Raw genomic sequence first — 16,922 nt, 5'->3', positions numbered from 1 at the left:
TAAATGTTACTGGTTATTATTCAGGTTCTTTCTTTTTTTCTTTTTCCGTTTCTTTTTAAGCTGGTGAGGCAAGTAGTCCAGTGTACTTTCAGCCTGTGTCAAAACCTCCAGCAGGTTTTCTTTTCCTGTTGACCTCGTAGCGGGCTGAAAGTCTTTATCAGTTCCTTTGGTTTCTGCCGCAGCAGTAGCCTGTGGCTGTAACCCAATCTTTTGTTTCAGGTCGGGATGCGCCAGCAAATCCTGTCCTGGAACACCTTCCGGCAGGCATCTTTCCTGAATAGCCTTGGCACTGTATGCTTTGCCCAAAGCACTTCCATTAAAGACGCATTTGGTTTGGTGGTCAACATAGGTGATCCCATACAGGATTCCGTTTGCATTTTGTCTCAACACCACATGAATGCCTTGCTTTTCCAATGCATTTATTAGTTCCTGCAACGATATCTTTTTTGACAACAATTCCTTGTCCACGGCATTTTTAACCCGGCTTCTGAAAGGCATTCGTTTAGCGGCATTTTCTTTGAATTTCTGCTCCAGGAATTTCAGTGTTGGCTTGTTGTAAAAGAGGCTAGCTTTGATGGGCACGCCTACAGGGTTTCCATCGGCATCCAGCACCCGATAAATAAGTCCTCCGGTCTGGTAAACTTTGGAATTTTCTGTTCCTCTTTCCGCCTTTACATTGTACTGGTTAAGTATGGCATTCAGTTCCGGAAGGCTGGTATATTTATAAGGAGTCAATACATTTTCCAAAATATTTTGAATAGCCATTTTGGTCTGTGATTTACCATACATGGCTTTGCTAACAGCTATGGGTTTTAGCTTATAATTTTCATCTTTCTTCTGGGCTTCGGCTTCTACCAAACCAAACTCTTTTTCCAGTGTTTTGCGGGCTGGTTCCGACTTGCGGATACCCAAATGATGCAGGTCAATCCGTTTGCCATCGGCTTCGATATTGGTGGTCACCAGATGAATGTGGGGGTGTCCCGCATCATGGTGTTGATAAACCAAATAGGGTTGTCGGCCAAAGCCAATTTTATCTAGGTAACTGTCCGCAATTTCAAGCAGTTTTTCTTTTGATAAATGGTTTTCGGAAACATCAAAATTGAGCGAAATATGTACGCTGTTCCGCTTTGTTTTTTCGTTTAATTCCATCTGTTTCAGGAAGCGGTTCAGCTTCATGGTAAAGCTCATTTTGTCCGGATCAACCGGGTAATTTCCTGCCCCGATACACTTGGCGACTCCCTGCTTCACTTTGTTCTCATTATAGTTCAAAATGCGGTGAATGGAGTGCCCCGTTTTGATTACTGCAACCATTTTTCAGCCATTTTTTGAATGTGTTTTTTGATCTCATCCACCTTATTGAACAGGGTCTTTTTTTCAACTTCGTAGGCGATCAACCAGCGTTTAAATTCCGCAATCCCATCAAGTGTATGCAGCTTTTTTACGGCTTGATTAAAGTTGTTGCCTACATGGTTGAGTTCCTGTCGTAACCTGGCCATCTCTGCCATAAAGTCATCGGCAGATTGGTTGCGATAAGTGGTTACAATTGGCTTTTCAAAGAGGCTATGGCGAACATATTCGCTTAGCTTTCGGCAGGTGCTGGCCTGCCATTTCTTTTCGATCTTTGCGTACTCTCCGGGCGTTAACCGTAGCCCGATGATGCGTGTCCTGTTTGATCTTTTTCCTTCCATCTCATTATCCTTTATCACGTTATCAAACTCAAAAATTCATTCAATACGCCCTGCCCACGAGTTCCGAGTGATAGGCAGCAAGATGTCGGTTGTTTAACAACCGTTCATCTTGCCGTTTGCAGGAACGTGGCAAACTCACAGTTTTTATCAATATCTCCCAGTGGTTTATCATTCACTTTTAAGCGTTTTTAGCAAATCGGTAAACAGAGGGGAGTGAGGTCAATCCTTACCTTGCCAAGAGCAGTACTTTTACAGTCTGTTGCCTAAACGTTTGCTTTGCTGCTTTGCGGAATGCACAGCCCAATCATTAAGGTCTTTATGATTTTGATAAAGCCTGCTTTCATCCACATACTTATCACTTAGCGACAATGCCTGTTGGGTAACTTTTTGTCCAGTGGCATCATTGTCCAGATAGAGGCGTGTGGTCTGATGTGATTCCAAAAAAGGACGGGCTTTTTCGAACAGGGAAAGGGAATTTAAAATCGTAAAATCGGAAGCGCTATGCACCTCATTTTTCTCAATACTTTTGAACGAAAGAAAATCCATAAACCCTTCGAACACAGCCACCTCATCAGAACCATTTTTGATAGTAGTGATGTCCTTTGGCGAACTGCTTGCCTTGAAGTAAGGATTGCGTATTTCAAATCCGCTGGAATCATTTTTAAACCCAATCCCGTAATAGGTTTTTGCATTTAATTCGTACCGAACTTCACGGCAATATTTAGCTGCTATTTCAATTGGGATTTTCCGTTGTTCCAAGTAACGGATCAGGGCATACGAACTGAGTTCAAAGTTATTCAAAATTTTAATTTTATGTTCCGATTCATTTTCGGTTTTGGAAAGGTTTTCAAATGGCTTATGAAGGGATAAATCGCCATTCAATTTGTTAAGAAATTCCCCGACTGAGCAACGGAAATATTCGATACCAAAATCCACTATATTACCGCCTTTCCCAATCCCATGATCGTACCACCGGTTCAGTCTTCGGTTGACTTTAAAAGAAGGTGTATGTTCCTGCCGTAAGGGAGAAACATACCAATAGTCATTGTTCCTGATCTTTGAGGCTTCATGGCCTAATGAGGACAGGTAATGAACCATGTCCATTTCTTTGGCTTCCGCAATGGAAAGCCTTTGTTTCCTGAAATCCATAACTACACATTTTCAACTTCACTATTCAGTTCACTGGAAGTAAAGTTAAACAAGTGGTAGGGCATTTGTCTATCCCCACCATATTATGATGTGGATGATCAGGAGTGTACTGATTACTTTTGTACTAAAGAATATGTTCGAATTTAAAACGTGTGATTATGTTGACGACAAATGATGTGGCCAAGGTTTATGATACGATTCTCAGTATCCCTGGCATGAATGACACAGTGAAGATTGATTTAAGGATCTCACGTAAAAATGTCCTTTTACTGACCCATGTGATAGAACGTGGATTGGCTTTGAAGGATGACGAGAAAAGTGAAGGACTTTTATCCAGTGTGCCTGAAGAAAGTCTGGAAGAATTGAAGACTATTGCGGACCAATATCTTGAAAAATCCGGGCTTATTGAGTTAAGTGAAAAACTGAATGGGCTGGGGAAAGGGAAGTAATTGTTAAGGCTGGTTATTCACTTATCCAGCCTTCTTCTTTTCTGATATTTTGGATATTGTTTGCAAGTAGCCACTGTTCAAACAAGAAGTCATCAACGGGAGTGAATTTAACGAACTCTCCAGATTTTAGCATCAAGGTATAATCCTTTGTTGCGGTAATATATTTGAGCAGTTCAGAAGCAGAATACTGAAATCCCGGAAAATAACTGGCGGTCTTTTTCATACCAATGCTGTTTTAGTTTTATATACCGCCTGAAAAAAAAGCGCAGGCAGCAACTTACAGCACTGAGGTCTTAGGAAACCCAACAACAATAAGTGCGCCCACGCCGTAGCATGAGCGTTCTTCACTTGTTGTCCTGCTGTTAATGAAAGTTCCTAAGTTTCAGTGCCGGACTCAAAGCAAAAACGCTTCAAGAATATCTTTGTGCAAAGATAGATTTTTCTTCCCGGAAGCAGAAACCATTATGATCTTGTTATTGATGAATATATATTCGTCAATAACAATAATAATATGCCATGTATATTTTTAGTTATATAAAAATCTATTAGCCACCAAATCAATCTATGGCGCTCATGATATAATAGAACCACACTACATGCTTCTTGGTATTCATCAACCTTCATTATTATCGTTATAAAATCCAATTGTCTAAGGTAAAGCACTAAGTACGATTATTAATTTGTGATTTGTCGTTGTGAATGTAGCCCCCAGCAGAATGAAAAACTAAGTAGTGTAACTTTGCAATGCCATTGCACTTGTCAATTTCGTATATTTGCATACAATGAAAATCGCATGCTACATATTAAGTTTTTATTTTATAGCCTTAACCGGGATAGCATGCGCTGATACTGTCCCTATAAATAGCGAGGGACAGACCGTGATAGTTGTAGATTCAAATCAAAATGGCCATAGTCAAAATCACTCTGATACTAACGACGGCTGTTCTCCTCTTTGTGTATGTCATTGTTGCCATATGCATTTTATTTCAACTGCAGGTATAGCCTTCACAGATTTTAAAAAGCTACCTGTACTTCACCAATTTTTTCACCAGGATTTCAACAGTATAGAAATCTTTGATTTTCTCAAACCCCCAAGGACATAATTTAAAGGTTGTAGGGTTCAGTATGCCTATTTGACAATGTTGTATGCATTGGCCTAAAAGGTATTTTTCAACCTATAACCCCCTTCTCTTTTGCCTTAATCCCTTAAGGTCACCTTTTCATTGGTTTCAGTGAAACATTGAAAATTTTGAAAAAATCCAATAAAAACGAAAAGAAAAAAAGGAAGAGAAGAAAAAGAAAGATCACCGTCAAATGGGCAATCAAGTGGTTTTTCATTGTGCTGTTCTGCCTCATTCTGCTCGTAGCGATGGTGGCTCGTGTTCATCACTTCTTCTCTGTCCATGTGAAATAATTTAATAAATGGTATGATCAATAAAATCATTTCTTTTTCAATAAAGAATAAATTCATAGTGGGCTTGCTGACGCTGGCCCTCATTGGGATAGGTATCTACTCCATGTCCACGGTCAACCTGGGATCCGTTCCGGACATTACAAATAATCAGGTGCAAGTGATGACCGTGTCCCAAAATCTGGCTACCGAAGATATAGAGCAATTTGTAACCTATCCGGTAGAGCTGGCCATGGGTAAGCCTTGGCATTGTCGCTTTGCTCATTCCACTGACCATTTCAGGAATTGCCACCATAGGCCCTGCGGTAATGGTACATGAAGGATCAACCCTACTGGTAGTGTTTAATGCCCTCAGACTGCTTGCCTTTAAGGATAAGGCTAACCCAGAGAACAAATAGTATAACCATGAAACGATTAAAATAAAGCAATGAATAAACTAGTAATCATTTTAATAATAGGTTCATCGATAATGTGGACACATAAGGGCTTAGCACAAAATGGGCTTTGGTCATCCAAAAGACCTGACGGACATGCTCCAATCGGAATCATGGGAGATCATTATCATTCTAAAGGAGAATGGATGTTTTCATACAGATTCATGTCTATGAATATGAATGGAAATATCTCCGGGAATAAGACTATTTCTGATGACGTCATCCTCAAAGATTATATGGTAGCTCCTCAAAAAATGTCAATGAACATGCATATGGTCGGAGCTATGTACGCTGTACATGATAGAATTACCCTAGTGACCATGTTGAACTACACAAACCAGGAAATGAGCTTGGTTAACCGAATGGGACAAGCATTCAATACTTCTTCCTCTGGTTTCAGTGATATTTCCATCTTCACACTTATCAAACTTTTAAATGCAAAACGTCAGTCACTTCACCTTAATGCAGGTATAAGTATTCCTACAGGTAGTATTTCACAACGAGGAAGTACTCCTTACTCCGAAAACACGAAGTTACCCTATTCTATGCAACTGGGAAGTGGCACATGGGAACCCCGGATCGGCATTACATACCAGGGACAATCCACAAATTTTTCATGGGGAGCTCAGCCATTAATTATTTTTAGAAATGGAGAAAACTCAGAAGGCTATGGTTTGGGTAATAGTATATCAATCAATGCATGGAGCAGCATAAAAACTAATAGTTGGCTTAGTTTTTCTTTTCGTAGCACCTACACCAAGACTTCAGCTTTTACAGGTTCTGATAGTGAGCTAAACCCTATGATGTCACCTGCTGCTAATAGTAATAATACTGGTGGAGAAAATATCACCTTCTGGGGAGGGGGAAACTTTTATATCCCCTCTGGTAAATTAAAAAACTGTCGTCTGGCGATAGAAGTGGGACTACCCGCTTATCAAAATGTCTCAGGAATCCAGATGAAGCAAACTTTATCCTTGGTTTCTGGGATCCAATACAATTTTGGTGGCAGTGTACATTAGCCCCATCTTTAATTGAATAATGAAGATTTTTCAAATAAGAACAAATCACCTAGCTATGCTCCAAATTCTCTCACTAACAAATGGTAACATCATCGCTACAAAAGCTGATAGCCAGCTTTCACAACAGGATATGGAAAAGATTCACCCAATCGCTCACAACATCCTGAATAACAATCAAAGAGTAAGATGGTATTTTGAAATAGAAGATTCTGACGGATGGGCCTCACAGGGACTGTGGCTGAATTCAAACATAGATATACAGCATGCTGCGGACTATGAGAAAATATCCATCGTGGTAAACCGAAAATGGCAAGAATGGATTGTCCCCTTTTTGAAACCATTTTGCAATGCCGAAATCAGATACTATGACTATGACAATCAAACCTTAGCCAAAGAATGGATTCATCAGTAGCTGAAAACAATAACGGCTATATTAAACAAACCGCAAAGAGATTTCTCGACAGGGAAACCACAGGCGGGCTATGCCTAATTGTAGCTACAATCATAGCACTTTTGCTAGGCAACTCCCAATGGGCTGAGGCATACCATCATTACCTATCAGATGAATTTATATTTGAGTTTTCAGAACATTTTAGCTTTGGACTCACCATTGAGGAATGGATCAATGATGGATTAATGGCCATCTTCTTTCTTGTAGCTGGCATGGAATTGAAAAGAGAAATACTGGTTGGAGAGCTGTCTTCCTTCAAGAAAGCTTCAATGCCACTATTTGCTGCATTCGGAGGAATGCTCTTTCCAGCATTGATTTTCACTGCTTTAAATCTGCAGCAAGAAAGTATCAACGGGTGGGGAATTCCCATGGCAACCGATATAGCCTATTCTCTAGGTATTATTGGCCTGCTTGGGTCTCGTGTGCCATCACAGTTAAAATTGTTTCTTATTGCTTTAGCTATTGCAGATGATCTGGGGGCTATTTTGGTAATTGCCCTGTTCTATACTGAACAAATAAATGGGCAGTTCTTAGCCACAGGATTGAGCATATTCTTGGTACTCATGCTAATCAATTATCTAGGTGTCAAGAATCTACTTTGGTTCATCATTGGAGGTATTGTGCTATGGTTTTGCTTTTTGAATTCAGGCATACACCCAACCATTGCAGGAGTCCTTTTTGCTATTACAATTCCAGTCAAGCCAAAATTGGATAGCAAGATATTAAAAGACAGAACAGCTCACCATGTAGCAGCTCTCGAACAAACCGAAATAGAAACCAAAGACCCTTTACAAGACATCCAACAAAGGAGAATATTAAAAGCGATCAAAAGGGATACAGAAAACTCGAGACCTCCGCTCCTAAAACTTGAAAACGCTTTAGTTGATTTCAATGCTTTTTTTATCATACCTGTTTTTGCCATTGCCAATGCAGGTGTCAAGCTCAACATTGGCATTTTACAGGTTCTCTCAAGCTCCCTCGGGCTTGGAATACTACTGGGACTTGCCCTTGGCAAAGTATTAGGGATCACTCTGTTTTCCTACTTAGGAGAAATGCTAGGCATTTCAGAGCGACATACATCTTTGCGTTGGCCGCATATTATCGGAATGGGAATGGTGGCAGGTGTAGGCTTTACAATGTCTCTATTCATTACCAATCTGGCATATGACAACGAACAATTGATCCAGGTAGCAAAGATCAGTATTCTTTTAGCTTCACTCATCGCTGCGCTAGGAGGTGCCGTTACATTATTCTTCACTAGGCCTAAGTACTGAATAAAGATCAACGAAATAGTGTTAATCAACTAAATAAATCAATTTGAAAAATGAATATAAATCATATCCTTTGGAATGGCTGGACTTATTAATTACAGTTACGCTCAACCCTGCAAAAACAAATGTAAGTGCAATAACTAACGAACAGTTAAACAATATCACTAAACGTCTCCCTGAAGAAACACTGCGTCTACAGTCGCTCATAAAAAGTCAGATTTTCTCCATCAATAAAGAAAGTGAAATAGCATTGCTGATCAAACAATACCATTCTTCGCTTATTGCATTACTTGATCAAACTCTGGCAAATCAAAACAAGGCTGCTACCAAAAAGGCTTCTTTAAAAAAGGTATATAAAGTTTTGGTAACAAATATTGATGAGCTTCTCTCTTTTATTGAGTCCCGGTTTTCTACTAACCTCAGTCTGGAAGAGCGGGTTCCAAAAACCTATCTTTCAGTAACCCGGAAGGAACTAAGGAAAAAGTTAGACAATCTGAAGTCAAACATCAAAGCGGAGATGGAGCAGAACCCGGCCATTGAGATCATGTTGAAGCGCCTATATTACTTTACAGACACCACTTGTATTCGGTATGAGGTAACATTCAGAGATATCCTTTACAAAAAAGAGCTTGTCCGTGGACTGGAGGAAATCGACTGGAGCAAAGAGCAGACGGATGGGTACTCTGCCCTTGATGAGTTACTAATTTACCTGAACTTCAATAGTAAAGCCTATATCAACTTACTAACAGACAACCTAGCCGGACAGATAAACCGTTTTGACAATACAATAGAAAAAATGGACAGACTGCTTTATTATTATAAAGCCTTCAATCAACTGCACCGAAAGCCAGGGATCATACTCAATCCTAAATACCACGACCTGGATACCATTTTGGGCAACTGGTTTGTACAGGAAATCTTCTACCTGGAAAAGAAACTACACTTATCAGTAGTCCCCTTGCAAGGCAAAACAGAAACCCCCAAAAACAAGCAATCCCCACCAAAGGAAAAACAGAAAGTGCTTTGTATGCTTTCAACCGACCAGATGGGACTTATACTCCGTGCTGCTGATGAGCTGCGGATACTGGTGGCTAAATCCATGAACCAGGTATTTAAGACCATAGTTCCTCATTTATCTACCCCTTACCGAGAAGATCTGTCATACGATGGGATGCGCAGTAAATCCTACGTGGCAGAAGAGCGGGACAAACAAATAGCTATTGAAACACTGGAGCGGATCATCAAAAGAATCAGGGATTATTAAAAAAAATAAAGTATCATGAAAAAGCTGTCTTTCTTATTCATCACCATTGGTCTTATAACCGGATGCAATACTACAACCACACCGGAAAAGGACACCGTATTGAAAATCATCAATGAAGAACTTCATTATCCACGCATTATTGATTATGAAATCTTTTGCAGTGACCCTGCGTATGCAAAAAAGTTACTGGACTTGGAGCTTGATAAGGCCGATATGGTAACCATTCAGAAAACACAAAAATTAAAAGACATAGGTTCTCCACTGATATCTTTCACGGAAACAGCCCGCCCGTACCTGATAGAGACGGGTGATCGTGAAAAGGAACTGGATATACAAAAAGTAAAGATTGCTGAAGAAACCATAAGCCATATCGACTTGGGTAGCATCAATGAAACTGATGGTAAAACCTCCATTCCTATAACCTATACAGTAACCTGTACCAACATTACCCCTTTTTCTGTTTTGATGAAACGTGATTTTTCAAAACCGAAAAGCCATTCGGCTACCCTGGTTTTTATAAACGGGAAATGGAGATTGACAAAGCCTTAACGGAAATTAGCTGTACAATATTGAAAGAGAGCTTCCTTCCGGGCTCTCTTTTTTTATGAATAACCCTATTTTACCAGGGTTCCAAGGGTTACAGAAAGGTTCCAACAAAAAGTTGGACTTGTAGCGCCCTCCCTGCATTCGTTCCTTTACTATCGAGATTGAAGTAGACGACCCGACATTGAGATGCCGAGTTGGATTTGTGGAACGATAAAATGAGAGGCGTATGTTTACCCAAATTTCATGGACAGACTACCTGTTGGCAGTCTCCATACTCTTAGTAGTTTATTACTTATTTGTGGGGGTACGGTATTTTTCCGGTGACCTCAAAGACCTGTTTGCAGGGAACCGTAAATTCAGTATAAGGTCATCCCCATCCGGCAGTTTCCCCCAGGAGCAACTCCTTCAAAATGAAATTTCAGAAGACCTTACTGTAACCACTGACGAAGAACAGGATGCTGAGTTTGCAGAAGTGGAACACCTCATTGAAAAAGTGAAGGTTGCAATTAACGATGCGCTCGGCAAACAACTCGTTAAACAGGAATTCAAACAATACCTGCGACTTCTATTACAAGAATTTCCCTCGGTAAAAACATCCATGCTCCGATCTTCGGTCAATGAACTGATCGTATCTGAGTGTGAAAAACAAGGGATTGTTGCCTTCAATGAAGAGGAAGTGGATGAATTGTGGAGTGAGGAACGGTAACAGTCCCGGCGGAACGTGTTTCCCCGCCCGACCCCGAGCGTGAGGGCAAAAGTGTGACAGGAATGGATGGGTGTGAGGCAGCGAAACCGTTCCGCTTTTTATTGCAAAAAGCTTTTGATTTTAAACTTTAATATGATGAGTTATGAGAATGTGCAGCAAGAAAACGACAAAGTTTAACCGCAAGAGGGCCATTACGGTTTGTACCGTTCTGGCACTACTGGCCATCTACTATGGTGCTTACGCACAGGATGGCATTCAGGGCATCAACGAAGCGAACACTAAGGTACGCAGCTACTTTGCCGCAGGTACGAACCTGATGTATGCCGTAGGTGCCATTCTGGGATTGATTGGAGCCGTCAAGGTCTATCAGAAATGGAACAATGGCGACCAGGACACCGGCAAGGTGGCAGCCGCATGGTTTGGCAGTTGTATTTTCCTGGTTGTGGTAGCCACCGTGATCCAGTCTTTCTTTGGTATTTAAATTCCGGTTATGCAGACAGTATTGAAAGAAAAGTTGTGGGCGTACATCGTCCACAACAACCCGGAATTGATGTTGAATCTACAGGAAGATTACTCAGTCACTACATATCTTGAAAGGAAGGTACAGGACATTATGCCTTTGGCGGAACAATTACTTTCCGATAACCAACCGGGGTACGCTATTGAAGAACTGTGCCTGGATCGGATGACCGAAGAACTCAGGCCGTCCCGGTACCACTACCTCCTTTCAGTACTCGAAGAAGAATTCAGTGCCGATTATGAGCAATTAAGAGAAAGCGGGGCACTCACCTTTGAGACAGTCAACCTTATTGAATTCTGCGAGAAAATTTTTGACGGATACGGATTTAGCGAAGAAAATGAAGAGGACAGGCATCTGCGATACGCTGTGATCGGACAGGTACAAGAGTATCTCAGTTAACTGCCGATAAGAAGATAAGCCGGTCATCATATTGAAGATGACGGTTTTCCCAGCCATAAAGGAATTGTGCAAATGAAAATGTGTGGATATGGCTTACAATATTTCAGAAAAACTACAGGATAATCTTAGGGCTATTCGTATTGCCCTGGCTCATCAGAACGGTAAGGCGACCAGCCCGGATGATGTAGCCAAGCTGAAAAAATTCTCCGGCTTTGGAGGAATCAAGACTGTCCTTTATCCTTATGGTACACAGGAAGAGTGGTCAGTCAACGGGGCCACCAAAGAGGATCTGAAGCACCATAAAGGTATCATGGAATTGCATGAATTGCTGAAGGAAAACTACAGCGATAAACAATACCGGGAAATTATTTCTTCCTTACGAAATAGTGCCCTGACGGCCTTTTATACACCACAAGTAGTCCCCGGAACGCTATATAATGCTCTCAAAGAGCAAAACCTGCAACCCAAACGGCTTTATGAGCCTTCTGCGGGTTCCGGTATTATTATCAGTGAAGCGGTAAGGGTCTTTCCTGGGTTGGAACAAATTACAGCCGTAGAGAAAGACAAACTTTCCGGACTTGTACTCTCTGCTATTAATAGTACGCTTCCAGTTCGAGCGACAACCCATATTACCGGTTTTGAGGAAGCTCCTGTAGCGGACAATTTCAGCTATGACCTTGTGGTCAGCAATATTCCCTTCGGGAATTTTTCAGTATATGATGAGGCGTATCCTGATAAAGAGCTTTCAGGGAAAATACACAATTACTTCTTTGCCAAAGGACTGGACAAACTGGCCAATGGCGGTTTGATGGCCTACATTACCACCGATGCCTTTCTAAATAGCCCTTCCAATCAAAAAGTAAGGGAATACCTATTTGGCAAAGCGGATTTTATCAGCCTTTCCATCATGCCCGATAACCTGATGAAGGATACCGGTAATACGGAAGCACCCAGCCATCTGCTCATTGTACAAAAGAATACGGCAAAAGAAGCCCTGTCCGAAAACGAGGAACTACTACTTGCTACCATACCGTTGGAAAACGAATACGGAACCTACCATAGTAACAGCTATATCCAACAGCATCGGGAAATCATTACAGGTAATACCGTAAGACCAGGCAAAAACCAATATGGACAGGCGCATGAAACGGTATGGCAGCAAGGAGACCTCAGTGCCATCCATAAAAAACTAGGACAGACTATTACCGAAGGTTTCAACACCCGTTTGAATCGGGAACGTTATTTCCAAAGTCAATCCATACCGAAAGAAAAACAGGAAATCAACGTCAGGAAGCTGACCTATCTTCCCATGCCCGAAAACAGATCCGAAACCGTTTCGGTGCAGTTAGGTCTCTTTGATACGGCACCGGCAGAACAGATCAACCGGGCAATGGCGTACATCAATCCTTTAGATGAAACGGTCATACGAAAGGAAAGTGCAAGGATCTTCAGTTCTATCCGTACCACCGACAAGCCTTTGCATGAAAGTGTCGTGCTATTGGCAGCTAAACAACAAAAGTCTAATCGCTACCTGTATAAACTGTATTCCAACATCAGGGAAATCGATCATTTTTCCGCCAACTGGATGGATGCAAGGCTATTGGGACATGAGCTGAAAAGCCTGTCCGGTCATTTGCAACAATTTGACCATGCCTTTACCTACGAAGGTGACCAAACCTTAGCAGGTATATTCCAATTAAACAGGCAGAGAGACCTGCCGTTTACCGATTTAAAGCCTTTCCATAAAGAAGGCACGCTGGTCGTTTATCAGGGACAGGTCGGTACCCTTTCCAAAATCGATGATGATTTTAAAAATGCCATATTTCAACCGTTGGGGATTCATGCGGATAGGCGTTTTTATGAACACTATACGCCTCTTCGGGATCAATATCTGGAGGTCTCCGAAAAGGAAACAGCGGGAACCCTGGTAACCCCAGCCGACAGGGAGCAGCTCAATAATCGGTACGATCAATTCATTTCCAGATACGGGCAGTTGAACAGTTCGGATAACCGCAGTCGGATCCTGGAAGATACTGCTTTCGGATTAGCCATACTATCCTCCCTGGAACGCAGGGAAGGTGAACGTTTTGTCAAAGCAGACATTCTATCCCATTCCATTCAGCAGGTAAAAGAGCGGTTTATCACCGATGATCCTATTGAAGCACTGGCGCATAGCCTGAACGATACCGGAAAGGTGGATATCGGTTTTATCAGTGCGGCAATGGGACTGGAAGAACCGGAAACCATTGCCCGTTTGGGCGACCATATTTATTTAAACCCGGTAAGTAATCATTGGGAGACCGCAGATCAGTTCCTAAGTGGTAACGTGGTAGAAAAGTTACGACAGGCAAAACAACAAGCGGAATCTCAGTCTGATCATCCGCAAGTACAGCGAAGCCTGAGTGCTTTGGAAAAGGTGCAGCCGGAACGTATCCCTTTTGAACTGCTGGATTTTAACCTTGGCGAACGCTGGATTCCCCTAAGCTATTACGAACGCTTTGCTGCGGAACTATTCGAGCAACATACGGACATCAACTATTTCCCTTCACTGGATGCTTTTAAGGTGACCACCGGGATGAATACTAAAGTAGCCAGGGAATTTGCCGTGACCCCAAAAAGTGGACGGACTACCTACGGCTATACCTTACTGGAACACGCCCTCGAAAATACCACCCCCTTTTTTACTTATGAGGTTTCTGTTGGTGATGGTAAAAGCATACGGGTTCCCGATAATGAGGCCATCCAACTGGCTCACCAAAAGATCGATCAGATACGCAATGGCTTTATAGACTGGCTGAAGGAGCTACCGGATACCGATAAAAAACATATCGAGAACCTGTACAACGATACCTTCAATTGTTATGTACTACGTGAGTTTGAAGGCAGTCATCTAAACTTTCCCGGACTGGACAAAAAAGCATTGGGCATTGAAGACCTGTACAGCAGCCAGAAGAATGCCGCCTGGCGCATCATTCAGAACCGCGGGGCGCTGATAGATCATGAAGTGGGATTGGGCAAAACCCTTACCATGATCGTTTCGGCACAGGAAATGAAACGGCTCGGTATCATACACAAACCTATGATCCTTGCCCTGAAAGCCAATGTCAACCAGATAGCGGAAACCTATAGAAAAGCCTATCCCAATGCCCGAATATTGTCGCCGGGGCAAAATGATTTTACCCCCGCTAAAAGGCTTCGGTTATTCCATGAAATAAAAAATAACAATTGGGATTGCATCATCCTTACCCATGACCAGTTTGGTAAAATTCCGCAGTCACCGGAGATACAGAAACAGATCTTCCAGACGGAATTGGATCATATTGAACGTGACCTGACTACCGTCAGGGATTTGGGCGGGGCTATTTCCAAAAAGATGCTGAAAGGCCTGGAAATACGCAAAAACAACCTGGAAGGGAAACTAAAAACAGTACTTAAGGACATCGAGGAAAAGAAAGATACCGGCATCAACTTTAAGGAAATGGGGGTTGACCATTTGTTTGTGGACGAATCCCATAAGTTCAAAAACCTGACCTTCACCACCCGCCATAACCGGGTGGCCGGACTGGGCAATATGGCCGGTAGCCAAAAGGCGCTCAATATGCTTTTTGCCGTACGCACGTTGCAGGAGCGTTTCAATTCCGATCTCTGTGTAACCTTCCTATCGGGTACGCCCATTTCCAATAGCCTGACGGAAATGTACCTGCTTTTCAAATACCTGCGCCCCAAAGAAATGGAACGTCAGAGTATTGAGAATTTTGACGGATGGGCAGCGGTATTTGCCCGCAAAACCACGGACTTTGAGTTCAGCGTGACCAATGAGATCATTGCCAAAGAACGCTTCCGACATTTCATCAAAGTACCCGAACTGGCCTTGTTCTATAATGAGATCACCGATTATAAAACAGCCAGGCACATCAACCTGGACAAACCGGAACTCAGCGAAACACTGGTCAATATCCAGCCTACACCGGAACAATCGGTCTTTATCAAAAACCTGATGCAATTCGCCAAAACCGGGAATGGAGAACTCATCGGGCGTGGCAAGCTGAACCCGGAAGAAGATAAAGGGCGTATGCTTATTGCCACCAATTACGCCAAGAAAATGGCAGCCGATATGCGGCTGGTCGATGCCTGGAAATACAGCGACCACCCGGATAACAAGGTGAACACCGCAGCGAGGAAGATCGCAGAAATCTATCGTGACACACTTCCGCACAAAGGCACCCAGATTGTTTTCTCGGATATAGGTACTCCCAAACCAGACAGCTTTAATGTGTATGATACCCTGAAGGAAAAACTGGTAAGGGATTTTAATATCCCGGCCCGTGAAGTCACTTTTATTCATGACTGGACAGACCGGCAAAAACCGGAACTGTTCCGGAAAATGAACCGTGGTGAAATCCGCATCCTGCTCGGAAGCACGGAAAAAGCGGGAACCGGTTTGAATGTGCAGGAGCGTGTGGTGGCAATGCACCACCTGGACATCCCCTGGAAGCCCTCGGAACTGGAACAGCGCAATGGCCGTGGGGCACGGCAGGGCAACCACATCGCCAAAGAACATTATGGTAATAAAGTACAGAATTACGTCTATGCCGTAGAGCAATCGCTGGACAATTACAAGTTCAACCTGCTTAAAAACAAGCAGACCTTCATTTCACAAATGAAGAACAGTGAACTCAATGTCCGTACCATAGATGAAGGAGCTGTGGATGAAAAAAGCGGCATGAACTTTTCCGAATACATCGCCATCCTTTCCGGGGATACTTCCCTTTTGGAGAAAAGCAAACTGGAAAAGAAAGTGGCCGTGATGGAAAGCCTGAAACACTCCCATTTCCGGGAAATCACCCGCCACAAATACCAGTTGGAAAAGCTGCAAAATGATCATGCTTCCACTCAAAAAACGCTTGGAAAGCTTTCTGCCGATGCAGCCTTATATAAAGAGCAACTTCAAATGACAAAAGAGGGTACCAAAGCCAACCCTATTCAATTGGACGGTGTGCAGAACGGAGATAGTGAAGCAATTGGCAAACACATTATCCAACTGTATCGCAATTGGAAACCACAAGCCGGGCAGCACGAACAAAAAATAGGAAACCTGTACGGTTTTCATTTGTACATCCGCAGGCAACAAGAAGCCTATGAAGAAAACGGGTTGTTTGAATACCGGTATTCCAACAGCTTTTATGCACAAAGGGAGGCAGATGGTATCAAATACACCTACAATAATGGTCTGCCCAATACGGATAATCCAAAGCTGGCATCAAGGCATTTTTTAAATGCCATTGACCGGGTGGAGAACCTCAAAGAACGATATGAACGTAACCTTTCCGATATAAATGTCGAGGTACCGAAACTTGAAAAGTTGACCACCAAACCCTTTACCCATGAAAGTGAATTACAGCAATTGAAAACGGAGCTTGCCAACCTGGAAAGGCAGATTGCCATTAAAATCCAGGAAAACCAATTAAAGCAGCATCAACCAAGTGATCCGGAGGAAGAACAAACGCCGGTGATTAAGCTTGCAGAACATAAAACAAACGGACATGTGATCAAGGAAACCGTGGTGGATGCCTCGGTTTCGGAACGTCCCCGTAGCAGAATGAGATTGTAAATAT

General features: G+C 42.5%; 16 protein-coding genes and 1 pseudogene. 12 read left to right on the top strand and 5 right to left on the bottom strand.

Annotated features, from left to right (window positions below; all coding sequences use genetic code 11):
• Nucleotides 1-6: 6 nt before the first annotated feature.
• From KZP23_RS09570 to KZP23_RS09560, 3 genes are all read right to left on the bottom strand, one after another.
• Nucleotides 7-1,311 carry a relaxase/mobilization nuclease domain-containing protein gene (locus KZP23_RS09570; protein ID WP_226336019.1) on the bottom strand — a complete coding sequence of 435 codons (1,305 nt, stop codon included), beginning with the start codon at nt 1,309-1,311 and terminating at the stop codon, nt 7-9.
• The gene (locus tag KZP23_RS09565) at nt 1,299-1,706 is read right to left on the bottom strand and encodes a plasmid mobilization protein (protein WP_226336018.1); all 408 of its coding nucleotides are present in this window, start codon (nt 1,704-1,706) and stop codon (nt 1,299-1,301) included. Before KZP23_RS09565 ends, KZP23_RS09570 begins: the two co-directional genes overlap by 13 nt.
• Before the next feature lie 231 nt (nt 1,707-1,937).
• Entirely contained in the window at nt 1,938-2,837 is a 900-nt protein-coding gene (locus tag KZP23_RS09560; RefSeq protein WP_226336017.1) for a toprim domain-containing protein, read from the bottom strand.
• Between the two features lie 158 nt (nt 2,838-2,995).
• Here KZP23_RS09560 and KZP23_RS09555 point away from each other — a divergent pair, with 158 nt between their 5' ends.
• The gene (locus KZP23_RS09555; RefSeq protein ID WP_226336016.1) at nt 2,996-3,286 is read left to right on the top strand and encodes a hypothetical protein; all 291 of its coding nucleotides are present in this window, start codon (nt 2,996-2,998) and stop codon (nt 3,284-3,286) included.
• A gap of 13 nt (nt 3,287-3,299) precedes the next feature.
• Here KZP23_RS09555 and KZP23_RS09550 read toward each other — a convergent pair whose 3' ends face one another.
• On the bottom strand, nt 3,300-3,509 hold the full coding sequence (locus KZP23_RS09550; RefSeq protein ID WP_226336015.1) for a hypothetical protein: 210 nt from the start codon (nt 3,507-3,509) through the stop codon (nt 3,300-3,302).
• A 559-nt stretch (nt 3,510-4,068) separates the two neighbouring features.
• On the opposite strand from KZP23_RS09550, the gene KZP23_RS23090 reads away from it, so the two are divergent.
• Nucleotides 4,069-4,389: a DUF6660 family protein gene (locus tag KZP23_RS23090; protein ID WP_317198058.1), complete on the top strand. Its 321-nt coding sequence runs from the start codon at nt 4,069-4,071 to the stop codon at nt 4,387-4,389.
• Nucleotides 4,390-4,484: 95 nt separating this feature from the next.
• On the opposite strand, the gene KZP23_RS09545 is transcribed toward KZP23_RS23090, so the two are convergent.
• A complete protein-coding gene (locus KZP23_RS09545; protein ID WP_226336014.1) occupies nt 4,485-4,691 on the bottom strand; it encodes a hypothetical protein in 207 nt (68 codons plus the stop codon).
• A gap of 22 nt (nt 4,692-4,713) precedes the next feature.
• On the opposite strand from KZP23_RS09545, the pseudogene KZP23_RS09540 reads away from it, so the two are divergent.
• The 10 genes and pseudogenes from KZP23_RS09540 to KZP23_RS09495 all read left to right on the top strand — a co-directional run.
• Nucleotides 4,714-4,935, top strand: a pseudogene (locus KZP23_RS09540) (efflux RND transporter permease subunit); the annotation flags it as partial.
• 189 nt (nt 4,936-5,124) lie between these two features.
• The gene (locus KZP23_RS09535; RefSeq protein WP_226336012.1) at nt 5,125-6,150 is read left to right on the top strand and encodes a transporter; all 1,026 of its coding nucleotides are present in this window, start codon (nt 5,125-5,127) and stop codon (nt 6,148-6,150) included.
• Nucleotides 6,151-6,205: 55 nt separating this feature from the next.
• Entirely contained in the window at nt 6,206-6,562 is a 357-nt protein-coding gene (locus tag KZP23_RS09530) for a SpoIIAA family protein (protein WP_226336011.1), read from the top strand.
• Complete coding sequence (gene nhaA / locus KZP23_RS09525; protein WP_226336010.1) at nt 6,547-7,875, top strand: Na+/H+ antiporter NhaA; 1,329 nt, start codon at nt 6,547-6,549, stop codon at nt 7,873-7,875. The genes KZP23_RS09530 and nhaA overlap by 16 nt, the downstream gene beginning before the upstream one ends.
• A 43-nt stretch (nt 7,876-7,918) precedes the next feature.
• Nucleotides 7,919-9,136, top strand: coding sequence for a hypothetical protein (locus KZP23_RS09520; RefSeq protein WP_226336009.1), 1,218 nt, complete (start codon nt 7,919-7,921; stop codon nt 9,134-9,136).
• A 15-nt stretch (nt 9,137-9,151) separates the two neighbouring features.
• A complete protein-coding gene (locus KZP23_RS09515; RefSeq protein WP_226336008.1) occupies nt 9,152-9,685 on the top strand; it encodes a hypothetical protein in 534 nt (177 codons plus the stop codon).
• Between the two features lie 223 nt (nt 9,686-9,908).
• Nucleotides 9,909-10,388: a hypothetical protein gene (locus KZP23_RS09510; RefSeq protein ID WP_226336007.1), complete on the top strand. Its 480-nt coding sequence runs from the start codon at nt 9,909-9,911 to the stop codon at nt 10,386-10,388.
• A gap of 148 nt (nt 10,389-10,536) precedes the next feature.
• Nucleotides 10,537-10,869 (top strand): DUF4134 domain-containing protein, encoded by a 333-nt coding sequence (locus KZP23_RS09505; protein ID WP_226336504.1) that lies wholly within the window; start codon nt 10,537-10,539, stop codon nt 10,867-10,869.
• A gap of 69 nt (nt 10,870-10,938) precedes the next feature.
• Entirely contained in the window at nt 10,939-11,307 is a 369-nt protein-coding gene (locus KZP23_RS09500) for a DUF1896 family protein (protein WP_226336006.1), read from the top strand.
• Nucleotides 11,308-11,395: 88 nt separating this feature from the next.
• Entirely contained in the window at nt 11,396-16,918 is a 5,523-nt protein-coding gene (locus KZP23_RS09495; RefSeq protein ID WP_226336005.1) for a helicase-related protein, read from the top strand.
• The last annotated feature ends 4 nt before the right edge of the window (nt 16,919-16,922 follow it).

It is taken from the genome of Echinicola marina (assembly GCF_020463795.1).
In the GTDB taxonomy this organism is placed as follows: domain Bacteria; phylum Bacteroidota; class Bacteroidia; order Cytophagales; family Cyclobacteriaceae; genus Echinicola; species Echinicola marina.
This window is presented reverse-complemented; position numbering and strand designations above follow the sequence as displayed.

Bases quoted from the DNA above. Each gene is read 5' to 3' on its own strand.
- KZP23_RS09555 (WP_226336016.1), top strand. From the start codon at position 2,996: ATGTTGACGACAAATGATGTGGCCAAGGTTTATGATACGATTCTCAGT.
- KZP23_RS09570 (WP_226336019.1), bottom strand. From the start codon at position 1,311: ATGGTTGCAGTAATCAAAACGGGGCACTCCATTCACCGCATTTTGAAC.
- KZP23_RS23090 (WP_317198058.1), top strand. From the start codon at position 4,069: ATGAAAATCGCATGCTACATATTAAGTTTTTATTTTATAGCCTTAACC.
- KZP23_RS09535 (WP_226336012.1), top strand. From the start codon at position 5,125: ATGAATAAACTAGTAATCATTTTAATAATAGGTTCATCGATAATGTGG.
- KZP23_RS09495 (WP_226336005.1), top strand. From the start codon at position 11,396: ATGGCTTACAATATTTCAGAAAAACTACAGGATAATCTTAGGGCTATT.
- KZP23_RS09510 (WP_226336007.1), top strand. From the start codon at position 9,909: ATGTTTACCCAAATTTCATGGACAGACTACCTGTTGGCAGTCTCCATA.
- nhaA (WP_226336010.1), top strand. From the start codon at position 6,547: ATGGATTCATCAGTAGCTGAAAACAATAACGGCTATATTAAACAAACC.
- KZP23_RS09545 (WP_226336014.1), bottom strand. From the start codon at position 4,691: ATGGACAGAGAAGAAGTGATGAACACGAGCCACCATCGCTACGAGCAG.
- KZP23_RS09550 (WP_226336015.1), bottom strand. From the start codon at position 3,509: ATGAAAAAGACCGCCAGTTATTTTCCGGGATTTCAGTATTCTGCTTCT.
- KZP23_RS09505 (WP_226336504.1), top strand. From the start codon at position 10,537: ATGTGCAGCAAGAAAACGACAAAGTTTAACCGCAAGAGGGCCATTACG.
- KZP23_RS09560 (WP_226336017.1), bottom strand. From the start codon at position 2,837: ATGGATTTCAGGAAACAAAGGCTTTCCATTGCGGAAGCCAAAGAAATG.
- KZP23_RS09530 (WP_226336011.1), top strand. From the start codon at position 6,206: ATGCTCCAAATTCTCTCACTAACAAATGGTAACATCATCGCTACAAAA.
- KZP23_RS09500 (WP_226336006.1), top strand. From the start codon at position 10,939: ATGTTGAATCTACAGGAAGATTACTCAGTCACTACATATCTTGAAAGG.
- KZP23_RS09515 (WP_226336008.1), top strand. From the start codon at position 9,152: ATGAAAAAGCTGTCTTTCTTATTCATCACCATTGGTCTTATAACCGGA.